The 4,095-nt window shown below is 59.6% G+C and carries 2 protein-coding genes; both read left to right on the plus strand.

The features are described from left to right. Positions 1–2,897: non-ribosomal peptide synthetase (locus CCOS865_RS28000; protein WP_119147027.1), on the plus strand; the 2,897-nt coding region annotated here is incomplete at its 5' end. Between the two features lie 7 nt (positions 2,898–2,904). Next, on the plus strand, positions 2,905–4,095 hold a 1,191-nt coding region (locus tag CCOS865_RS28005), incomplete at its 3' end, for a condensation domain-containing protein (protein ID WP_244216185.1).

A 4,095-nucleotide genomic window follows, 5' to 3' on the forward strand; every position in this document is an offset into this window, starting at 1 on the left:
TGCTGCGAGTGAGGCTGATTCGTTTGGCCGCAGAGGAGCATGTCCTGATGATTACCTTGCACCACATCGTCTCTGACGGTTGGTCAATGCCGGTGATGGTCAACGAGCTGGTGCAACTCTATGACGGCTATAGCCAGGGACGTGAAGTTCAGCTGCCGATCTTGCCGATCCAATACGCCGACTATGCGATCTGGCAGCGCAGGTGGATGGAGGCAGGTGAGCAGGACAGGCAACTGGCCTATTGGACGGAGCAACTGGGTGATGAACAACCCGTGCTGGAATTACCTCTTGACCGTCCACGTCCAGCGCTATCGAGCTACCACGGCGCTCGGCTGTCGGTCAGCTTGGGAGAGGACCTGGTCGATGGCCTGAAGCAATTGGCTCAGCAGCAGGGCTTGACCCCGTTCATGGTCCTGCTGGCGAGCTTCCAGGCCTTGCTGCACCGCTACTCGGGGCAATCGGATATCCGTGTCGGGGTGCCGATCGCTAACCGCAACCGGGTCGAAACAGCAGGTTTGATCGGCTTCTTCGTCAATACTCAAGTGCTGCGCGCCGAGTTCGATCCGCAGATGACCTTCAGCGGTCTGTTGCAGCAGGTCAAACAGCGGGCGTTGGGCGCGCAAGCCCATCAGGACTTGCCATTCGAGCAATTGGTCGAGGCGCTGCAGGTGGAGCGTAACCTCAGCCATAACCCCCTGTTCCAAGTGATGTACAACCATCAGACTCAATCCAAAGGCGAGCGCCTTGGCTTGCCAGGTCTGGAAGTTGAGGAACTGGCGTGGGACAGCCAGACCGCCAAGTTCGATCTGACCCTGGACACGTTCGAACACGAGCAGGGCATCAGTGCCGCGCTGACCTATGCCACTGACCTGTTCGATGCTTCAACCATTGAACGCATGGCGCGGCATTGGCTGAACTTGCTGGAAGGTATTGTTCGCCAGCCTGAGCAGCGCGTGGCTGACTTGCCGCTGTTGAGCCAAGACGAGCAGAACTCGATTCTGCAGGACTGGAACCGTACCCAGGCGAGCTTCCCGGACGCACGCAGTATCCATCAACTGATCGAGGCCCAAGTGGCCGCTGCGCCGGACGCGCCGGCGCTGGTCTTTGCTGAGCAGACACTGAGCTATGGCGAGTTGAACCGCCGGGCGAACCAACTGGCGCACAAGCTGGCTGAGCTGGGCGTGGGGCCAGATGTGCTGGTCGGCATCGCCATGGAGCGAAGCCTGGAGATGGTCATTGGGCTGTTGGGTATTCTCAAGGCTGGCGGCGCCTATGTACCGTTGGACCCGGAGTACCCGCAGGATCGCCTCGCTTACATGTTCGAAGACAGCGGCATCAAGCTGCTGCTGACCCAGGCGCACCTTCGCGATGCGCTGCCGATCCCCGCCGGTATTCACTGCCTTGAGCTGGACGAGCAGAACCTGGCCAGTTACAGCGAAGCCAACCCCGGCATCGAAATATCGCCGCAGAATCTCGCCTACGTGATCTACACCTCCGGTTCCACTGGCAAGCCAAAGGGCACGCTGCTGCCGCACCACAACGTGGTCCGGCTGTTTTCGGCGACTCAGGACTGGTTCCACTTCGACGCGAGCGACGTATGGACGGTGTTCCATTCCTACGCGTTCGATTTCTCGGTGTGGGAGCTGTTCGGTGCTTTGGTGTATGGCGGCAAGGCGGTGATGGTGCCTAGGGACGTGGCGCGTTCTCCGGAAGACTTCCATGCGCTGTTGATTCGTGAGCAGGTAACGGTGCTGAACCAGACGCCATCGGCGTTCCGCCAGCTCGTTCCGATCGCCTGCGAAGGCGCGTGCGACGGCAATCGCCTGGCGCTACGTCACGTGGTATTCGGCGGTGAAGCTCTGGATGTAAGCAGCCTTAAGCCCTGGTTCGAGGTGTTCGGTGACGAGCAGCCACGCTTGATCAACATGTACGGGATCACCGAGACCACCGTGCACGTGACCTACCGGCCGATCACCTTGGACGATCTGCACAAAAGTGCAAGCAGCCCGATTGGGGAGGTGATCCCGGACCTGTCGTGGTATCTGCTCGATGGAGCGTTGAATCCGATCGTGCCAGGTACCCATGGCGAGTTGGCTATCGGTCAAGCCGGCCTTGCCCGTGGTTATCACGGTCGTCCGGGCCTGACCGCCGAACGTTTCGTGCCTAACCCGTTCGACACCAACGGCGGTCGCTTGTATCGCTCGGGCGACCTCGCCCGTTATGGCGGCGACGGGGTGATCGAGTACCTGGGGCGCATCGATCACCAGGTGAAGATCCGTGGTTTCCGCATCGAGTTGGGCGAGATCGAAGCGCGTCTGCAAGAGCAGGTCGGTGTGCGCCAAGGCGTTGTGCTGGCGCAGGAGGGGCCGAGTGGCAAGCAGTTGGTGGGTTACGTCGTTCCTGCCGCTGGCGAAGTCATGGACAGCTTTGAGGCCCAGGCGGGGCTTCGCGAGACCTTGCGTGCTTCGCTAAAGGCGAGCCTGCCTGAGTACATGGTGCCTGCGCATGTGTTGTTCCTCGCGGCACTGCCGCTGACCGGTAACGGCAAATTGGACCGCAAGGCGCTGCCGCAACCAGATGCGAGCTTGCTGCAGGGTGAGTACGTGGCGCCTCAGACCGAACTCGAGCAGCAGATCGCAGCGATCTGGGCGGATGTGCTGAAGCTGGAACAGGTTGGGCTCACCGATAACTTCTTCGAGCTTGGTGGCCATTCCCTGTTGGCCACCCAAGTCATGGCTCGCCTACAGATAGAGCTGGGCATGAGCCTGCCGCTCGGCCTGTTGTTCCAGGCAGTAGACCTCCAGGAATACGCCGCCATGATCAGTGGCTTGAATACTAATACCGGTGCAGACCTGGACGACCTCCAGGACTTCATGAGCGAGCTTGAGGCAGTTTGAGATGCAAATGGATAACAGAAATTTGGAACTGGTACAGCGCTTCATCGGGCTGCCCTTGCCGCAGCGTAAGCTTTTCCTCGAGAAGCTGGCCTCGAAAGGAATGAGCCTTGCGCAGTTGCCGATCCCGCTGATCCACAGCGACTTTGAGCCGCTTCCTCTTTCCTATGCCCAGCAACGGCAATGGTTCTTGTGGCAGTGGGAACCGACGAGTTCGGCCTACAACATCCCCGCCGCCTTGAAGTTCAAGGGACCGTTGGATGTCGCCGCCTTGCAACGAAGCTTTGAGTCCCTCATCGACCGCCATCAGACGTTGCGCACCACGTTCCGTCTCGATGATGAGCAAGCGGTCCAGTTGATAAATCCCTCTAACGCTTTCGAACTGGCTGTGGAAGCATTCGAGCAAAGCGACGATGTCATTCTGCGCGCGCAGGTGGAAGCCGAGTCGCAGAGACCGTTCGACCTGGAACATGGCCCTTTGCTGCGAGTGAGGCTGATTCGTTTGGCCGCAGAGGAGCATGTCCTGATGATTACCTTGCACCACATCGTCTCTGACGGTTGGTCAATGCCGGTGATGGTCAACGAGCTGGTGCAACTCTATGACGGCTATAGCCAGGGACGTGAAGTTCAGCTGCCGATCTTGCCGATCCAATACGCCGACTATGCGATCTGGCAGCGCAGGTGGATGGAGGCAGGTGAGCAGGACAGGCAACTGGCCTATTGGACGGAGCAACTGGGTGATGAACAACCCGTGCTGGAATTACCTCTTGACCGTCCACGTCCAGCGCTATCGAGCTACCACGGCGCTCGGCTGTCGGTCAGCTTGGGAGAGGACCTGGTCGATGGCCTGAAGCAATTGGCTCAGCAGCAGGGCTTGACCCCGTTCATGGTCCTGCTGGCGAGCTTCCAGGCCTTGCTGCACCGCTACTCGGGGCAATCGGATATCCGTGTCGGGGTGCCGATCGCTAACCGCAACCGGGTCGAAACAGCAGGTTTGATCGGCTTCTTCGTCAATACTCAAGTGCTGCGCGCCGAGTTCGATCCGCAGATGACCTTCAGCGGTCTGTTGCAGCAGGTCAAACAGCGGGCGTTGGGCGCGCAAGCCCATCAGGACTTGCCATTCGAGCAATTGGTCGAGGCGCTGCAGGTGGAGCGTAACCTCAGCCATAACCCCCTGTTCCAAGTGATGTACAACCATCAG

The sequence above is a fragment of the Pseudomonas reidholzensis genome (genome assembly GCF_900536025.1).
Taxonomy (GTDB): domain Bacteria; phylum Pseudomonadota; class Gammaproteobacteria; order Pseudomonadales; family Pseudomonadaceae; genus Aquipseudomonas; species Aquipseudomonas reidholzensis.